This is a genomic window from Pseudomonas sp. MWU347 (assembly GCF_017947305.1).
In the GTDB taxonomy this organism is placed as follows: domain Bacteria; phylum Pseudomonadota; class Gammaproteobacteria; order Pseudomonadales; family Pseudomonadaceae; genus Aquipseudomonas; species Aquipseudomonas putida_A.
Map to the genome: position 1 here is coordinate 473316 of NZ_JAFGZB010000001.1, position 16157 is coordinate 489472.

Annotated in this window: 15 protein-coding genes and 1 pseudogene; 11 read left to right on the plus strand and 5 right to left on the minus strand. The window is 60.0% G+C overall.

The annotated features are described in order from the left end of the window. Positions 1–24: 24 nt before the first annotated feature. Positions 25–1611 carry an ABC transporter substrate-binding protein gene (locus tag KCG87_RS02145; RefSeq protein WP_210556328.1) on the plus strand — a complete coding sequence of 529 codons (1587 nt, stop codon included), beginning with the start codon at positions 25–27 and terminating at the stop codon, positions 1609–1611. Between the two features lie 134 nt (positions 1612–1745). On the opposite strand, the gene radC is transcribed toward KCG87_RS02145, so the two are convergent. Further along, complete coding sequence (gene radC, locus KCG87_RS02150; protein WP_098966267.1) at positions 1746–2420, minus strand: DNA repair protein RadC; 675 nt, start codon at positions 2418–2420, stop codon at positions 1746–1748. Positions 2421–2556: 136 nt separating this feature from the next. Here radC and coaBC point away from each other — a divergent pair, with 136 nt between their 5' ends. The 4 genes and pseudogenes from coaBC (at position 2557) to argB (ending at position 6855) form a co-directional block, all read left to right on the plus strand. Beyond that, the gene (coaBC, locus tag KCG87_RS02155) at positions 2557–3765 is read left to right on the plus strand and encodes a bifunctional phosphopantothenoylcysteine decarboxylase/phosphopantothenate--cysteine ligase CoaBC (protein ID WP_003229480.1); all 1209 of its coding nucleotides are present in this window, start codon (positions 2557–2559) and stop codon (positions 3763–3765) included. 5 nt (positions 3766–3770) lie between these two features. Beyond that, complete coding sequence (gene dut, locus KCG87_RS02160; RefSeq protein ID WP_003229483.1) at positions 3771–4226, plus strand: dUTP diphosphatase; 456 nt, start codon at positions 3771–3773, stop codon at positions 4224–4226. 308 nt (positions 4227–4534) lie between these two features. After that, positions 4535–5932, plus strand: a pseudogene (locus KCG87_RS02165) (phosphomannomutase/phosphoglucomutase); the annotation flags it as partial. A 17-nt stretch (positions 5933–5949) separates the two neighbouring features. Next, positions 5950–6855, plus strand: a complete 906-nt coding sequence (gene argB, locus KCG87_RS02170; protein WP_003229488.1) for an acetylglutamate kinase — start codon at positions 5950–5952, stop codon at positions 6853–6855. Positions 6856–7042: 187 nt separating this feature from the next. On the opposite strand, the gene pyrE is transcribed toward argB, so the two are convergent. After that, complete coding sequence (gene pyrE, locus KCG87_RS02175) at positions 7043–7687, minus strand: orotate phosphoribosyltransferase (protein WP_008078597.1); 645 nt, start codon at positions 7685–7687, stop codon at positions 7043–7045. 82 nt (positions 7688–7769) lie between these two features. On the opposite strand from pyrE, the gene KCG87_RS02180 reads away from it, so the two are divergent. Then, positions 7770–8549 carry an exodeoxyribonuclease III gene (locus KCG87_RS02180; RefSeq protein ID WP_003229491.1) on the plus strand — a complete coding sequence of 260 codons (780 nt, stop codon included), beginning with the start codon at positions 7770–7772 and terminating at the stop codon, positions 8547–8549. A gap of 79 nt (positions 8550–8628) precedes the next feature. On the opposite strand, the gene gltS is transcribed toward KCG87_RS02180, so the two are convergent. The 3 genes from gltS to rph all read right to left on the minus strand — a co-directional run bounded on the left by gltS (position 8629) and on the right by rph (position 11346). After that, a complete protein-coding gene (gene gltS / locus KCG87_RS02185) occupies positions 8629–9837 on the minus strand; it encodes a sodium/glutamate symporter (RefSeq protein WP_096796084.1) in 1209 nt (402 codons plus the stop codon). Between the two features lie 388 nt (positions 9838–10225). Further along, positions 10226–10594: a DUF4870 domain-containing protein gene (locus KCG87_RS02190; RefSeq protein ID WP_003229492.1), complete on the minus strand. Its 369-nt coding sequence runs from the start codon at positions 10592–10594 to the stop codon at positions 10226–10228. Positions 10595–10623: 29 nt separating this feature from the next. Beyond that, positions 10624–11346 carry a ribonuclease PH gene (rph, locus tag KCG87_RS02195; RefSeq protein ID WP_027610407.1) on the minus strand — a complete coding sequence of 241 codons (723 nt, stop codon included), beginning with the start codon at positions 11344–11346 and terminating at the stop codon, positions 10624–10626. 270 nt (positions 11347–11616) lie between these two features. On the opposite strand from rph, the gene KCG87_RS02200 reads away from it, so the two are divergent. The 5 genes from KCG87_RS02200 to KCG87_RS02220 all read left to right on the plus strand — a co-directional run bounded on the left by KCG87_RS02200 (position 11617) and on the right by KCG87_RS02220 (position 16110). Then, positions 11617–12480, plus strand: a complete 864-nt coding sequence (locus tag KCG87_RS02200) for a YicC/YloC family endoribonuclease (RefSeq protein ID WP_102356281.1) — start codon at positions 11617–11619, stop codon at positions 12478–12480. A gap of 10 nt (positions 12481–12490) precedes the next feature. After that, positions 12491–13111 (plus strand): guanylate kinase, encoded by a 621-nt coding sequence (gmk, locus tag KCG87_RS02205; protein ID WP_003229498.1) that lies wholly within the window; start codon positions 12491–12493, stop codon positions 13109–13111. A gap of 167 nt (positions 13112–13278) precedes the next feature. Next, positions 13279–13542: a DNA-directed RNA polymerase subunit omega gene (rpoZ, locus tag KCG87_RS02210; RefSeq protein WP_003229503.1), complete on the plus strand. Its 264-nt coding sequence runs from the start codon at positions 13279–13281 to the stop codon at positions 13540–13542. A 57-nt stretch (positions 13543–13599) separates the two neighbouring features. Further along, positions 13600–15705 (plus strand): bifunctional GTP diphosphokinase/guanosine-3',5'-bis pyrophosphate 3'-pyrophosphohydrolase, encoded by a 2106-nt coding sequence (gene spoT / locus KCG87_RS02215; protein WP_007920338.1) that lies wholly within the window; start codon positions 13600–13602, stop codon positions 15703–15705. Positions 15706–15729: 24 nt separating this feature from the next. Next, the gene (locus KCG87_RS02220; protein ID WP_210556319.1) at positions 15730–16110 is read left to right on the plus strand and encodes a RidA family protein; all 381 of its coding nucleotides are present in this window, start codon (positions 15730–15732) and stop codon (positions 16108–16110) included. Positions 16111–16157: the final 47 nt, after the last annotated feature.

Below are 16157 nucleotides of genomic sequence, written 5' to 3' on the forward strand. Positions count from 1 at the left end.
TTCGATCTGTAAAGGAAGCCGACCATGCGCCTCGCTGCCCTACCCCTGTTGCTCGCCCCGCTTCTGCTGAGCCCCCTGGCCCAGGCCGCCGCCCTGAGCGTCTGCACCGAGGCCAGCCCTGAAGGGTTCGACGTGGTGCAATACAACTCGCTGACCACCACCAATGCCTCGGCCGACGTGCTGATGAATCGCCTGGTGGACTTCGACACCGCCAGCGGCAAAGTCGTGCCGAGCCTGGCCGACAGCTGGGAAGTCAGCACCGACGGCCTGACTTATGTGTTCAAGCTGCACCCGCAGGTGAAGTTTCACAGCACTGACTATTTCAAGCCGACCCGCACCCTGAGCGCCGAAGACGTCAAATTCAGCTTCGATCGCATGCTCGATCCAGCCAACCCATGGCACAAAGTGGCGCAAAGCGGCTTCCCGCACGCCCAGTCCATGCAGTTGCCGGCGCTGATCAAGAAGATCGACGCGCTTGACCCGCTGACCGTGCGCTTTACCCTCGACCACCCGGACTCGACGTTCCTCGCGACCCTGAGCATGGGCTTCGCCTCCATCTATTCCGCCGAATACGCCGACAAGCTGCTCAAGGCCGACGCCACCGACAAGCTCAACAGCCAGCCGATCGGCACCGGTCCGTTCGTGTTCACGCGCTTTCAGAAAGACGCCTCGGTGCGCTACAAGGCCAACCCGGACTATTTCGGCGGCAAGCCGGCGGTCGACCCGCTGATCTTCGCCATCACCCCGGACGCCAACGTGCGCCTGCAAAAGCTGCGGCGCAACGAGTGCCAGATCGCCCTGTCGCCAAAACCGCTGGACGTGAAGGCTGCGCAGGAAGAGCCGACGCTGAAAGTAGAAAAGACTGACGCCTTCATGACCGCTTTCGTCGGCATCAACAGCCAGCACCCACCACTGGACAAACCAGAAGTGCGCCAGGCGATCAACCTCGCCTTCGACAAGGCCAACTACGTCAAAGCCGTGTTCGAAGACACCGCCGAACCCGCCAATGGCTCTTACCCGCCGAACACCTGGAGCTACGCGAAGAACCTGCCGGGCTATCCGCACGACGTGGCCAAAGCCAAGGCGTTGCTGGCCAAGGCCGGACTCAAGGACGGCTTCCAGACCACCATCTGGACGCGTCCGTCCGGCAGTCTGCTCAACCCGAACCCGAGTCTGGGCGCGCAGTTGCTGCAATCGGATCTGGCGGAAATCGGCATTCAGGCGGAAATCCGCGTGATCGAGTGGGGCGAGCTGATTCGCCGCGCCAAGGCTGGCGAGCATGACCTGCTGTTCATGGGCTGGGCCGGCGACAACGGCGACCCGGATAACTTCCTCACGCCGCAGTTTTCCTGCGCGGCGGTCAAATCCGGCACCAACTTCGCCCGCTACTGCAATGCCGACCTGGACAAGTTGATCAGCGCCGGCAAGACCACCAGTGAGCAAGGCGTGCGCACCAAACTGTACGAACAGGCACAGGCGCAGATTCAGCAGCAGGCGCTGTGGCTGCCACTGGCGCACCCGACCGCCTATGCGCTGACGCGCAAGGATGTGCAGGGTTACTCGGTGAGCCCGTTCGGGCGGCAGGACTATTCCAAGGTCAACCTGAAATAACCCGTCACAACACAATTCACCTGTGGGAGCGGGCTTGCTCGCGAAGGCGTCGGATCAGCCAAACTCTTATTGACTGACACATCGCCTTCGCGAGCAAGCCCGCTCCCACAGGGGTTGGTGTTTGTTGTTGAAAGCTACATCCAGCCACATTCCGCCATCGACAGCGGCTCGCCGTCGCCAATGATGAAGTGATCCAGCACCCGTACATCAATCAGGTCCAGAGCCTTCTGCAAGCGCTTGGTCAGTTGTCGATCCGCCTGGCTCGGATCGCTGTTCCCCGACGGGTGGTTGTGGCAGAGAATCACCGCCGCCGCGTTGTTGGCCAATGAGCGTTTCACCACTTCCCGGGGATGCACGCTGGTGTTGTCGATCGAGCCGCGAAACAGCGCCTCGAACGTCAACACCTGATGCTTGGAATCGAGAAACAGGCAGCCAAACACCTCGTGTGGCTCGTGGCGCAGCATGGATTTCAGATAGTCCCGAACTGCCTGCGGATTCTCCAGCGCCGGTTTTTTACGCATGCGCTCGGCCAGATGTCGCCGCCCCATTTCCAGCACCGCCTGCAACTGCGCGAATTTCGCAGGCCCCAATCCCAACTGTCCGCTGAACGCCGCAAGATCGGCCTCCAGCAACGCGCGCAGGCTGCCGAATTGCGTCAACAGGTGTCGCGCCAGATCCACCGCGCTTTTTCCCGTGACCCCGGTTCGAAGAAAAATCGCCAGCAACTCGGCGTCCGAAAGACTTCCCGAGCCCTGTTCAAGCAGCTTCTCCCGCGGCCGCTCCGCCGCAGGCCAATCGCGAATACTCATACACCTTCCTTGTCTGTGGGCACCGCTGTTCCGTAGCGGTCGCTGTGATATCGTAGCCCATCTTTTTTGCGGGCGAATTCACCCTGGGGAGGGGGTTTCGCCACGTATGTCACCCACGAAATGTAAAGGCAGACCTATGCAGCGGCTGTATCGGAAACGCATCGTTCTGGGCGTCGGCGGCGGCATTGCGGCCTACAAGAGCGCCGATCTGGTTCGTCGCCTGATCGACCAGGGCGCCGAAGTGCGTGTGGTCATGACCCATGGCGGCGCCGAGTTCATCACCCCGCTGACCATGCAGGCCCTGTCCGGGCACCCGGTTCACCTCGACTTGCTCGACCCGGCCGCCGAAGCGGCGATGGGCCACATCGAACTGGCCAAATGGGCCGATCTGGTGTTGATCGCCCCGGCCACCGCCGACCTGATCGCCCGTTTGGCCCAAGGCATCGCCAATGATTTGCTGACCACTTTGGTTCTTGCTACCGACGCCGTGGTGGCCGTCGCGCCAGCAATGAATCAGGCGATGTGGCGCGATCCGGCAACCCAGGCCAACCTGCAACTCCTTGAAAGCCGTGGCCTGAAGACTTTCGGCCCGGCCTCTGGCAGCCAGGCCTGCGGCGACGTCGGCATGGGCCGGATGATGGAAGCCACCGATCTGGCGCAGTGCGCGGCGGACTGCTTCCAGCGTCAGGCGCTGACCGGCAAGCACGTGGTGATCACCGCCGGCCCGACCCAGGAAAACATCGACCCGGTGCGCTACATCACCAACCACAGCTCCGGGAAAATGGGCTTCGCTCTGGCCGAAGCCGCGGTGGAAGCCGGCGCCCGCGTGACCCTGATCAGCGGCCCGGTACACCTGCCGACGCCGGATCGCGTCACGCGTATCGACGTGGTCAGTGCCCGCGACATGCTCGCAGCGTGCGAGTCGGCCATCCCGTGTGATGTGTTCATCGCCTCGGCAGCGGTGGCGGACTACCGTCCGGAAGTCGTTGCCCCGCAAAAACTCAAGAAAGACCCTACAAGCGGCGACGGCTTCGTCCTGCAAATGGTGCGTAACCCGGACATCCTGGCCACCATCGCGACCCGTCCCGACCGTCCGTTCAGTGTCGGCTTCGCCGCCGAGACCGAACACCTGCTCGACTACGCTGCACGCAAGCTGAAAGACAAGAATCTCGATTTGATCGTCGCCAACGACGTCGCCAACCCGAGCATCGGATTCAACAGCGAAGAAAACGCCTGCAGCGTGATCGACCGTGAGCTTCATGCCACTGTTTTCGCCCAGACCAGCAAGAGCAAGATCGCTCGCCAACTGGTCACTTTTATCGCCGAACGTCTGAACCAGGTTTAATTTACATGCACGCTTTGCAAGCCAAGATCCTCGACCCACGCATCGGTACCGAATTCCCGCTGCCGCAATACGCCACCCCAGGCTCCGCCGGCCTCGACCTGCGCGCCATGCTGGAACAGGACATCGTGATCAAGCCGGGTGAAACCGTGCTGATCCCAACCGGTCTGTCGGTGTACATCGGCGACCCGAACCTCGCCGCACTGATCCTGCCGCGCTCGGGCATGGGCCATAAGCACGGCATCGTGCTCGGTAACCTCGTTGGCCTGATCGACTCCGATTACCAGGGCCCGTTGATGGTGTCCTGCTGGAACCGTGGCCAATCCGACTTCACCATGACCGTCGGCGAACGTCTGGCGCAGCTGGTGCTGGTACCCGTGGTGCAGGCGCACTTCGAAATGGTTGAAGAGTTCGTCGAAACCGAACGCGGCGCGGGCGGTTTTGGCCATACCGGCACGAAATAACCCTGAAATATTATTGTGGCGAGGGGATTTATCCCCGATGGGCTGCGAAGCGGCCCCAAGGCTTTTGGATCTGCTGCGCAGCCATCGGGGATAAATCCCCTCACCACAAAATTTGTGCTTTTTCGGCAGCAGGCTTTAACACCGAAAATCAAGGTTTTGCCGGCCGCAGGCCACGCCAGACGAGGCGTCATGGCCCTTTCACACCACGAACTCTCTGCGGAAAACGCCGTCATACCCTTCAGTTTGAGCCTGCCGCCGAGTGAATCGTCGGTGTGTCCCGCCACTTTCGAGATGGAGCATTTGTGCAGATGAGCACCCCCGCCAAGATCGCCCCGAAGCTTCCCGACAGCATCTTCCGCGCCTATGACATTCGCGGCACCGTGCCGGAATTCCTCAATGCCGAAACCGCTTACTGGATCGGCCGCGCCATCGGCTCACAGAGCCTGGCCCAAGGTGAACCGAATGTTTCCGTCGGTCGCGACGGTCGCCTGTCCGGCCCGGAGCTGGTTGCAGAACTGATCCGCGGTATCGCCGAGAGCGGCTGCCACGTCAGCGACGTCGGCCTGGTGCCGACACCGGCGCTGTATTACGCGGCCAACGTGCTGGCTGGCAAGTCGGGGGTAATGCTCACCGGCAGCCACAACCCGTCGAACTACAACGGCTTCAAGATCGTGATCGCCGGCGACACCCTGGCCAACGAGCAGATCCAGGTGCTGCACGAGCGCATCAAGACCAATGACCTGACCAGCGGTCAGGGCAGCGTGACCCAGGTCGAAATCCTTGACCGCTACACCACCGAAATCGTCAAGGACGTCAAACTGGCCCGCCGCATGAAAGTCGTGGTCGACTGCGGTAACGGCGCGGCCGGCGTGATTGCCCCGCAACTGATCGAAGCGCTGAACTGCGAAGTCATCCCGCTGTTCTGCGAAGTCGACGGCAACTTCCCCAACCACCACCCGGACCCGGGCAAGCCCGAGAACCTCGTCGACCTGATCGCCAAGGTCAAGGAAACCAATGCCGACCTCGGTCTGGCCTTCGACGGTGACGGCGACCGCGTCGGCGTGGTGACCAATACTGGCAGCATCGTCTACCCGGATCGCCTGCTGATGCTGTTCGCCCGCGACGTGGTGGCGCGCAACCCGGACGCGGAAATCATCTTCGACGTCAAATGCACCCGCCGTCTGGTGCCGCTAATCAAGGAATACGGCGGTCGCCCGCTAATGTGGAAGACCGGTCACTCGTTGATCAAAAAGAAAATGAAACAATCCGGTGCTCTATTGGCCGGTGAGATGAGCGGCCACATCTTCTTCAAGGAGCGCTGGTTCGGTTTCGACGACGGCATCTACAGCGCCGCACGGCTGCTGGAGATCCTCAGCAAGGAAAAATCCACCGCCGAAGAGCTGTTTGCGACCTTCCCGAACGATATTTCTACGCCGGAAATCAATATCCATGTGACCGAAGAGAGCAAATTCAGCATCATTGATGCACTGCACGACGCACAGTGGGGCGCAGGCGCCGACCTGACCACCATCGACGGCGTGCGAGTCGATTACGCCAAAGGCTGGGGCCTGGTGCGCGCCTCCAACACCACACCGGTGCTGGTGCTGCGTTTCGAGGCCGATGACGAGGCAGAACTTGCGCGTATCAAGGCTGTGTTCCACGCCCAACTGAAACGCGTTGCACCTGATCTCCAACTACCGTTCTGATTCACCCGGAGCCCTGAATGACCCTCGAACGCGAAGCCGCCGCCCACACCGCCCAGGTCCTGTCCGAAGCGTTGCCTTACATCCGACGTTATGTCGGCAAGACCCTGGTGATCAAATACGGCGGCAACGCGATGGAAAGCGAGGAGCTGAAAACCGGCTTCGCCCGCGACATCGTCTTGATGAAAGCCGTGGGCATCAACCCGGTGGTGGTTCACGGCGGCGGCCCGCAGATCGGTGATCTGCTCAAGCGCCTGTCGATCGAAAGCCACTTCGTCGATGGCATGCGCGTCACCGACGCCGCGACCATGGACGTGGTGGAAATGGTCCTCGGCGGTCAGGTCAACAAAAGCATCGTCAACCTGATCAACCGTCACGGCGGCAGTGCCATCGGCCTGACCGGTAAAGACGCCGGGCTGATTCGTGCGAAGAAACTGACCGTCACCCGCCAGACCCCGGAGATGACCCAGCCGGAAATCATCGACATCGGTCAGGTGGGCGAAGTGGTCGGGATCAACACCGAGTTGCTGAACCTGCTGGTCAAAGGCAACTTCATCCCGGTGATCGCGCCGATCGGCGTCGGTGAGAACGGCGAGTCGTACAACATCAACGCCGACCTGGTGGCCGGTAAAGTCGCCGAAGCGCTGAAAGCCGAGAAGCTGATGCTGCTGACCAACATCGCCGGCCTGATGGACAAGTCCGGCACCGTGTTGACCGGCCTGAGCACCCAGCAGGTCGACGATCTGATCGCCGACGGCACCATCTACGGCGGCATGCTGCCGAAGATCCGTTGCGCACTGGAAGCGGTTCAGGGTGGCGTTGGCAGCTCGCTGATCATCGACGGTCGCGTACCGAACGCGATCCTGCTGGAAATCTTCACCGACACTGGTGTGGGCACGCTGATCAGCAATCGCAAGCGTCCGTAAGCCGTCGCGGAAACAAAAAGACCCCGCTCAGCCTGACTGAGCGGGGTCTTTTTTTGCCTGCGGCCTTCCATCTATTGTGGCGAGGGAGCTTGCTCCCGCTTGAGTGCGCAGCGCTCACAAGCTTTTCGGGTCTGCTACGCAGCCCAGCGGGAGCAAGCTCCCTCGCCACAAAAGCTCATTCCACAGTTCAGACGCCGAACTGGGCGCGATACGCTTCCACGGCTGGCAAATGCTGCTTGAGCTGCGGGTCGTCGGCGAGGAATTCCAGCACCTGGTTCAGCGAAACGATGCTGATCACCGGAATACCGAAGTCACGCTCGACTTCCTGGATCGCCGACAATTCACCGTTGCCACGCTCCTGACGGTTCAGGGCGATCAGCACGCCCGCCGCCTTGGCGCCGTCCTGGGACGCGATGATCTGCATCACTTCGCGGATCGCGGTGCCGGCAGTGATCACGTCGTCGATGATCAGCACGTCACCGGTCAACGGCGCGCCGACCAGGCTGCCGCCTTCGCCGTGGGCCTTGGCTTCCTTGCGGTTGAAGCACCATGGCAGGTCGCGGTCGTGATGCTCGGCCAGCGCGACAGCGGTGGTGGCTGCCAGCGGGATGCCTTTGTAGGCCGGGCCAAACAATACGTCGAAAGGAATGCCGCTTTCGGCGATGGCTGCCGCGTAGAAACGCCCCAGCTGCGCCAGGGCCGAACCCGAGTTGAACAGGCCGGCATTGAAGAAGTAAGGACTGGTGCGCCCGGACTTCAGGGTGAACTCACCGAAGCGCAAAACGCCGCGATCGATGGCAAAACGAATGAAATCGCGCTGATACGCTTGCATGAAAAAAACCCCAAATACCACGGATTTAGCTAATTAGCTTGACGCCGTGTATCATACACGCACGCGATTTTTGGGGCCATTTATGCGGATCATCAGTGTGAACGTCAATGGTATTCAGGCTGCAGTCGAGCGTGGTTTGCTCAGTTGGCTGCAAGCACAGAATGCCGACGTCATCTGCCTGCAGGACACCCGTGCCTCCGCCTTTGAACTGGATGACCCAGCCTTCCAACTGGATGGCTACTTCCTTTATGCCTGCGATGCTGAAGTCCCTGCCCAAGGTGGCGTGGCTTTGTATTCGCGGTTGCAACCGAAGGCTGTCATCAGCGGTCTCGGTTTCGAGACGGCCGACCGCTACGGGCGCTACCTGCAAGCAGATTTCGACAAAGTCAGTATTGCCACCTTGCTGCTCCCTTCGGGGATGAACGGCGATGAGGACTTGAACCAGAAGTTCAAGCTCATGGACGACTTCGGCAAGTACCTGGACAAGCAGCGGCGTAAACGTCGCGAGTACATTTATTGTGGCTCGCTGTACGTTGCGCAGCAGAAGCTCGACATCAAGAACTGGCGCGACAGCCAGCAATCCCCGGGCTTCCTGGCGCCAGAACGCGCCTGGATGGACGAGATTGTCGGCAACATGGGCTATGTCGATGCCCTGCGCGAAGTCAGCCGCGAAGGTGACCAGTACAGCTGGTGGCCGGACAACGAACAGGCCGAGATGCTGAATCTGGGCTGGCGCTTCGACTACCAGCTGCTGACCCCAGGCTTGCGCCGTTTCGTACGCAGCGCGCGCCTGCCACGTCAGCCACGGTTCTCGCAGCACGCGCCGCTGATCGTCGACTACGACTGGACGCTGACCATCTAAGCGTCGATCCGTCGTTAAAAAAATGCCCGTATCGCGAGATACGGGCATTTTTTATGCCGCGCCTGAAGCCGTCCTGACCTCAGACGGCGACAAAAAACGGCAAGGCCAGGTAAAGCTTGATGACGATCACGTTGATGATGTCGATGAAGAATGCACCGACCATCGGCACCACCAGAAACGCAATCTGCGAAGGCCCGAAACGCTGCGTCACCGCCTGCATGTTGGCAATGGCGGTTGGCGTTGCGCCCAGGCCAAAACCGCAATGCCCCGCCGCCAGGACCGCCGCGTCGTAGTTACTGCCCATCACTCTGAATGTCACAAAAATCGCAAACAGCGCCATGACCAACGTTTGCGCAGCCAGGATGATGAATATCGGCAGTGCCAACGCTGCCAGATCCCAGAGTTTGAGAGACATCAAGGCAATTGCCAGAAACAGCGACAGGCTGACATTGCCCAGCACCGACACTTCACGCTCGAATACCTGATACAGGCCCAGCGCCGATAGCCCGTTACGCAGCATCACCCCCACAAACAAAACGCAGACAAACGTTGGCAACTCGAATGCGGTTCCGTGCAGAAAGCCATTCAGAAGATTGCCAGCCAATAAACTGACCGCGATCAATGCAAGTGTCTCGATAAACGAAAAGGGCGTAATCGAGCGCTCTTTGTTCGGCTGCTCAAAACCCTTTGGCATCCGTGGCGTTTCTTGAAACTGGCAACCGGGCACCTCAACGCGTTTGATGAGCAGGCGGGCCACAGGCCCACCTATCAAACCGCCCAGGACCAAGCCGAAGGTTGCCGAGGCGATTGCAAGCTCGGAGGCCGAAGCAAGGCCGTACTTTTCACTGAATACCGTGCCCCACGCCGCCCCCGTACCGTGACCGCCCGCAAGCGTGATCGAACCCGTCAGGAGCCCCATCAACGGATCAAGACCCAACGTTTTGGCAAGGCCAATGCCCAAAGCGTTCTGAACCACCAGAAGCCCGGTAACCGCCAGTAGAAATATGCCGACTACGCGACCACCCTTTTTCAGGTTGGCAAAGTCTGCGCTCAAACCGATTGTGGCAAAGAACGCCAACATCAACGGCGTCTGCAGTGAAGTATCGAATCTGATTTCTATATCAAAAGTTCGCAATATCAATAAACCCAGCGCAACCACCAGTCCACCGGCGACGGGTTCAGGAATATTGTAATTACGCAGAAATCCGACTCGTGCAATAAGTCCGCGCCCCAGTAATAGCACCAGAGAGGCGGCCACGAGCGTTCCATAAAAATCGAGCTGGATCATTGGGGATATTCTTGGCTATTTATTCATCAGGCGCACTTTTACCCGCGCACGCCTATTGAATCGGCTGATTGTCTCAACACTGATTGATGTGGAATTCAAGGGCCTTTGATGGCTTGAATATATCGAGATATTTCTGAAGCAATGTTGCGCGGAGCAACCTTAACAATCGACAAGTCCTGTTGCCAAGGACTGAGATCGCGTTAAAGCATTGCAGTTGTGACTAAAAGTGTAGGCGTTAGATATATAAAAATATCCACTACCGCTTGTCGCAGATAGAACTGCTCCTACACGAAAGAGTAATTATTCGAGTTGCAAAAACACAAATGCCCTGACAAGTCAGGGCATTTACATTAAAACTTTACGAGTCACGGAGGCTTTGCATTGATCGTTATTTGATCAGTCGCCAAGTGAATGGATAACGGTAGGGAAAGCCTTCGTTCGCCTTCACCCCGGCAATGATCGTCAGCACCAACGCGCCGATGGCCAGCAGGCCCAGCAAGAAGAAGCCGATGATCAACACCATCAGCAGCAGACAGATCGCGGCAGCAATCGCCACGGTGATTTGAAAGTTCAGCGCTTCCTTGCCCTGTGCGTCGATGAATGGATCGGTCTCGCGCTTCATTTGCCACAGGATCAGCGGCCCGATCAGGTTGCCGAACGGAATCCAGATCCCCAGCAAGGCGGACAAGTGACAAAACATCGCCCATTGGCGAACCTCCTGGCTCGGCTTGGGCAGCAACTCTTGCTCATCACTCATCACGTCCTCCTTGCGGGTTGCGAACCTGCTCAGTCGGCCAGTGCAGCCTTTTGCAGTTCGAAGATTTCGTTCATGCCTTTCTTCGCCAGTTCCAGCATGGCGTTCAGATCTTCAGGCTGGAACGGCGCGCCTTCGGCGGTACCCTGGACTTCGATGAAGCCACCGGTGCTGGTCATCACCACGTTGAGGTCGGTCTCGGCGGCGGAATCTTCAAGATAGTCCAGATCCAGCACCGGCTCGCCCTGATACATGCCGACCGATACCGCGCCGATCATTTGCTTGAGCGGGTCGCCGCCTTTCAGGCCGCCGCGCTTCTTGATCACTTTCAGTGCATCGACCAGTGCCACCATGGCGCCGGTGATAGAGGCGGTGCGGGTGCCGCCGTCAGCCTGGATCACGTCGCAGTCGACGTACAGGGTCACGTCGCCCAGCTTGGACATGTCCAGCGCAGCGCGTAGCGAACGGCCGATCAGGCGCTGGATTTCCAGGGTGCGGCCGCCCTGCTTGCCACGGCTGGCTTCACGCTGGTTACGCTCGCCAGTGGCGCGCGGCAGCATGCCGTACTCGGCGGTCAACCAGCCCTGGCCTTGCCCTTTGAGGAAGCGCGGCACGCCGTTTTCGACGCTGACGGTGCAGATGACCTTGGTATCACCGAATTCGACCAGTACGGATCCCTCGGCGTGTTTGGTGTAGTTGCGGGTAATGCGGATCGAGCGAAGCTGATCGGCAGCGCGACCACTTGGACGTTTCATAGGGAATACCTGTACTGGGGACGGAAAACTGCCGAGCATTATAGAGCGCTGCACCGCGCCTGGGCACGGGTTAAAAATTCCGACCGTCGACCCAGAGGCCTGAAACGCGCATAACCGACGGCCTGCAGCCCTTTGTCACACCGTGTGTTTGGGCGCATCCGCCGCACTGCGCTACAATCCTGCGCCTTTGCTGCCAGTCGGCTTAAATTCATTGATATCGAGCCTGCGGAACATCCCTTCTGCGCCGATCTGCATTGCGAGGTCACCGCCATGGTGCACAGCATGACCGCCTTCGCCCGCGTCGAGAAAGCCGGCGTCCAGGGCACCCTGAGCTGGGAGCTGCGCTCGGTCAACAGCCGCTATCTGGAACCGCACCTGCGCTTGCCGGAGTCGTTCCGCGACCTCGAGGGCGCGGTGCGTGAAGCCCTGCGTCAGGGCCTGTCGCGGGGCAAACTGGAATGCACCCTGCGCTTCACCGAAGAAAGCACCGGCAAGCCGTTGCAGGTCGACCGCGAGCGCGCCGCGCAACTGGTCGCCGCCGCCGAAACCGTTGCCGGCCTGATCAAGAACCCGGCAGCACTCAACCCGCTGGAAGTGCTGGCCTGGCCCGGCGTACTGGTGGCCGACGCCACTGATCCACAGGCGCTGAACGCCGAGGCGCTGGCGCTGTTCAATCAAGGTCTCAAGGAACTCAAGGCCGGCCGCGAGCGCGAAGGCGCGGAGCTGGCACGCCTGATCAACGAGCGCCTGACTTCCATTGAAGAGGACGTCGTGACCTTGCGTGAACTGGTGCCGCAGATGCTCGCGACCCAGCGTCAGAAAGTCCTCGACCGCTTCACCGACATGAAGGCCGAACTGGATCCGCAGCGCCTGGAACAGGAAATGGTCATGCTCGCGCAAAAAAGCGATGTGGCCGAAGAACTGGATCGCTTGAGCACCCACATCATCGAAGTGCGCCGGGTGCTCAAGTCCGGCGGTGCCGCCGGTCGGCGCCTGGATTTCCTGATGCAGGAGCTCAACCGCGAAGCCAACACACTGGGCTCCAAGGCCTTCGATCCGCGCAGCACCCAGGCCGCCGTCAACCTCAAGGTGTTGATCGAGCAGATGCGCGAACAAGTGCAGAATATTGAGTAAGGCAACAGACATGACCCACAGCACCGGCACCCTGTACATCATTTCCGCGCCATCGGGCGCAGGCAAGAGCAGCCTGGTCAAGGCTTTGACCGATGCCAATCCGGAGATCCGCGTCTCGATCTCCCACACCACCCGCGCCATGCGTCCGGGTGAAGTGGACGGCGTGAACTATCACTTCGTGACTCGCGAAGAGTTCGTGAAGATGGGCGAGCACGGCGATTTCCTCGAACGCGCCGAAGTCTTCGGCAACTTCTATGGCACCTCGCAAAGCCGCCTGCAGCAGACGCTGGACGAAGGTCACGACCTGATTCTGGAAATCGACTGGCAAGGCGCCGAACAAGTGCGCAAGCTGATGCCGCAAGCACGCTCGATCTTCATCCTGCCGCCGTCGTTGCAAGCATTGCACCAGCGCCTGACCAACCGTGGCCAGGACAGTGACGAGATCATTGACGGGCGGATGCGCGAAGCCGTCAGCGAGATGAGCCACTATGTCGAGTACGACTATCTGATCATCAACGACGATTTCGCCCATGCACTGGACGATCTTAAGGCGATTTTCCGCGCCAATCAGCTGCAACAGAAACGCCAGCAGGTACGTTTCGGCAAATTACTGGCCGAACTGCTCGGTTAATCAGCACTTCCCAAAACCGCTGCAAGCGCTTTACATTGGTGCTTGCAGCGCGTTGAAGGGTCTGGTCAAAAAATCAGCGCTTCCCTAATCGCTGGTGATTTTTTAAACTGCTCAGTCCGCTCGCCCAACCGGGCAGCGCGCATATTGCATTCGCTCCGAGGAATACCATGGCCCGCGTAACCGTTGAAGACTGCCTAGAACACGTGGAAAACCGCTTTGAGCTGGTCATGCTCTCTACCAAGCGTGCCCGTCAACTGGCCACCGGCGGCAAAGAGCCACTGGTCCAGTGGGAAAACGACAAGCCGACCGTTGTCGCCCTGCGTGAAATCGCAGAAGGCCTGATGAGCTACGAGTTCATCGCCGAGCAGGAAATCGTCCACGAAGACCCGGTCTTCGCTGCGTTCGAGGACGAGTCCAACGAGGCCGTCTAAGCCTATGCCTGGTCGACGTAGCACGGCGCGGGAACACAGCCTACGGCAGGAGTCATCATGCCGAGCATAGACGCCCTCGCCGATCGCTTATCGACCTACCTCGGCAATGACCAGGTCAACCTGGTCCGCCGAGCGTATTTCTACGCCGAACAAGCCCATGACGGCCAACGCCGCCGCAGTGGCGAGGCGTACGTCACGCATCCCCTTGCCGTGGCAAATATTCTTGCCGACATGCACATGGACCATCAGAGCCTGATGGCCGCGATGCTGCATGACGTGATCGAAGACACCGGTATCGCCAAGGAAGCGCTGCAAGCGCAGTTCGGTGAAACCGTGGCCGAACTGGTCGACGGGGTCAGCAAACTGACCCAGATGAACTTCGAGACCAAGGCCGAAGCCCAGGCTGAAAACTTCCAGAAAATGGCCATGGCCATGGCACGCGACATTCGCGTGATCCTGGTCAAGCTCGCCGACCGCCTGCACAACATGCGCACGCTGGAAGTGCTGTCCGGGGAAAAACGTCGCCGGATCGCCAAGGAAACCCTCGAAATCTACGCGCCCATCGCCAACCGGCTGGGCATGCACGCGATTCGTATCGAATTCGAAGACCTCGGCTTCAAGGCGATGCACCCGATGCGTTCCGCGCGGATCTACCAGGCGGTCAAGCGCGCCCGGGGCAACCGCAAGGAAATCGTCAACAAGATCGAAGAGTCCCTCGGCCACTGCCTCGCGATCGACGGCATCCAGGGCGAAGTCAGCGGTCGCCAGAAACACCTTTACGGCATCTACAAGAAAATGCGCGGCAAGCGTCGGGCCTTCAACGAGATCATGGACGTCTACGCGTTCCGGATCATCGTCGACAAGGTCGATACCTGCTACCGCGTGCTGGGTGCTGTGCATAATTTGTACAAACCGTTGCCGGGACGCTTCAAGGATTACATCGCGATTCCCAAGGCCAACGGCTATCAGTCGCTGCACACCACGCTGTTTGGCATGCACGGCGTACCGATCGAGATCCAGATCCGCACCCGCGAAATGGAAGAAATGGCCAACAACGGCATTGCCGCTCACTGGCTGTATAAATCCAGCGGTGACGAGCAGCCGAAAGGCACTCACGCCCGCGCCCGCCAGTGGGTCAAAGGTGTGCTGGAAATGCAGCAACGTGCCGGCAACTCGCTGGAATTCATCGAGAGCGTGAAGATCGACCTGTTCCCGGACGAGGTCTACGTGTTCACGCCCAAAGGCCGGATCATGGAGCTGCCCAAAGGCTCCACGGCGGTCGACTTTGCCTACGCGGTGCACACCGACGTCGGCAACAGCTGCATCGCCTGCCGGATCAACCGCCGACTCGCACCGCTGTCCGAACCGCTGCAAAGCGGCTCCACGGTCGAGATCGTCAGCGCCCCTGGCGCGCGGCCGAACCCGGCGTGGCTCAACTTCGTGGTCACCGGCAAGGCACGTACGCATATCCGCCATGCACTGAAACTGCAACGTCGCTCCGAGTCCATCAGCCTCGGCGAACGCCTGCTGAACAAGGTGCTCAACGGTTTCGACAGCTCACTGGAGAAGATCCCGGCCGAGCGCGTCAAGGCGATGCTCACCGAATACCGCCTCGAACTGATCGAAGATTTGCTCGAAGACATTGGTCTGGGCAACCGCATGGCCTATGTCGTGGCGCGCCGCCTGCTCGGCGAAGGCGAGCAGCTGCCGAGCCCGGAAGGCCCGTTGGCGATTCGCGGTACCGAAGGTCTGGTGCTCAGTTACGCCAAATGCTGCACGCCGATCCCGGGCGACCCGATTGTCGGGCACCTGTCGGCGGGCAAAGGCATGGTCGTGCACCTGGACAACTGCCGCAACATCAGCGAAATCCGGCACAACCCGGAAAAATGCATCCAGCTCTCGTGGGCCAAGGATGTCACCGGCGAATTCAACGTCGAGCTGCGCGTCGAGCTGGAACACCAGCGCGGCCTGATCGCCCTGCTGGCCAGCAGCGTCAACGCGGCCGACGGCAATATCGAGAAAATCAGCATGGACGAGCGCGATGGCCGCATCAGCGTCGTCCAACTGGTGGTCAGCGTCCACGACCGTGTGCACCTGGCCCGCGTGATCAAGAAACTGCGCGCCCTGACCGGGGTCATCCGCATCACCCGCATGCGTGCCTAATTCACACCTAACAAGGAGTCATACATGACCAAGACCGTTATCACCAGCGACAAGGCCCCAGCCGCCATCGGTACCTACTCCCAGGCGATCAAGGCCGGCAACACCGTCTACATGTCGGGCCAGATTCCTCTGGACCTAAAGACCATGGAACTGGTTGAAGGCTTCGAAGCCCAGACCGTCCAGGTGTTCGAAAACCTCAAAGCCGTGGCTGAAGCCGCTGGCGGTTCGTTCAAGGACATCGTCAAGCTGAACATCTTCCTCACCGACCTGAGCCACTTCGCCAAGGTCAACGAGATCATGGGCAAGTACTTCGACCAGCCGTACCCAGCGCGCGCCGCCATCGGCGTTGCTGCCCTGCCGAAGGGTTCGCAAGTCGAAATGGATGCCATCCTGGTCATCGAGTAATGCGCACGGCGCAGCCTTCAAACGCTGCGCCGACTGCTCTGCGGTAA

Bases quoted from the DNA above. Each gene is read 5' to 3' on its own strand.
- KCG87_RS02145 (WP_210556328.1), top strand. From the start codon at position 25: ATGCGCCTCGCTGCCCTACCCCTGTTGCTCGCCCCGCTTCTGCTGAGC.
- radC (WP_098966267.1), bottom strand. From the start codon at position 2,420: ATGAGTATTCGCGATTGGCCTGCGGCGGAGCGGCCGCGGGAGAAGCTG.
- coaBC (WP_003229480.1), top strand. From the start codon at position 2,557: ATGCAGCGGCTGTATCGGAAACGCATCGTTCTGGGCGTCGGCGGCGGC.
- dut (WP_003229483.1), top strand. From the start codon at position 3,771: ATGCACGCTTTGCAAGCCAAGATCCTCGACCCACGCATCGGTACCGAA.
- argB (WP_003229488.1), top strand. From the start codon at position 5,950: ATGACCCTCGAACGCGAAGCCGCCGCCCACACCGCCCAGGTCCTGTCC.
- pyrE (WP_008078597.1), bottom strand. From the start codon at position 7,687: ATGCAAGCGTATCAGCGCGATTTCATTCGTTTTGCCATCGATCGCGGC.
- KCG87_RS02180 (WP_003229491.1), top strand. From the start codon at position 7,770: ATGCGGATCATCAGTGTGAACGTCAATGGTATTCAGGCTGCAGTCGAG.
- gltS (WP_096796084.1), bottom strand. From the start codon at position 9,837: ATGATCCAGCTCGATTTTTATGGAACGCTCGTGGCCGCCTCTCTGGTG.
- KCG87_RS02190 (WP_003229492.1), bottom strand. From the start codon at position 10,594: ATGAGTGATGAGCAAGAGTTGCTGCCCAAGCCGAGCCAGGAGGTTCGC.
- rph (WP_027610407.1), bottom strand. From the start codon at position 11,346: ATGAAACGTCCAAGTGGTCGCGCTGCCGATCAGCTTCGCTCGATCCGC.
- KCG87_RS02200 (WP_102356281.1), top strand. From the start codon at position 11,617: ATGGTGCACAGCATGACCGCCTTCGCCCGCGTCGAGAAAGCCGGCGTC.
- gmk (WP_003229498.1), top strand. From the start codon at position 12,491: ATGACCCACAGCACCGGCACCCTGTACATCATTTCCGCGCCATCGGGC.
- rpoZ (WP_003229503.1), top strand. From the start codon at position 13,279: ATGGCCCGCGTAACCGTTGAAGACTGCCTAGAACACGTGGAAAACCGC.
- spoT (WP_007920338.1), top strand. From the start codon at position 13,600: ATGCCGAGCATAGACGCCCTCGCCGATCGCTTATCGACCTACCTCGGC.
- KCG87_RS02220 (WP_210556319.1), top strand. From the start codon at position 15,730: ATGACCAAGACCGTTATCACCAGCGACAAGGCCCCAGCCGCCATCGGT.